The sequence below is a fragment of the Vibrio splendidus 12E03 genome, assembly GCF_000272105.2.
In the GTDB taxonomy this organism is placed as follows: Bacteria; Pseudomonadota; Gammaproteobacteria; order Enterobacterales; family Vibrionaceae; genus Vibrio; species Vibrio splendidus_I.
Map to the genome: position 1 here is coordinate 1 of NZ_AJZD02000069.1, position 248 is coordinate 248.

The 248-nt window shown below is 47.2% G+C and carries 1 pseudogene; it reads right to left on the reverse strand.

Features of this window, described 5'->3' with window-relative positions:
- Positions 1 to 244: pseudogene (locus tag A142_RS06360) on the reverse strand (IS21 family transposase); the annotation flags it as partial.
- Positions 245 to 248 lie beyond the last annotated feature (4 nt).

The following is a 248-nucleotide window of genomic DNA, read 5'->3' on the forward strand; positions in this document are numbered from 1 at the left end:
GATATTGCTCATGATACTCCTGCCAGAGCAACATTTTAGTCATACCTTTACGTCTGAGTTCAACAGCGTATTGAGTAAAGTCAGGCATAACTTTATCCCGACTGGCTTTCTTGCCGTGATACAGCGCCTGTGTGAGATCTGCATCGCTGCAACTTTCAGGTAGAGGCCAGCCAAGTTCGCTTTGTTTAAAGCGAGTAAGGAGTTCCGATATGGTGGACGGGCCGAGTTTAAGGCAAGAAGCGATACCA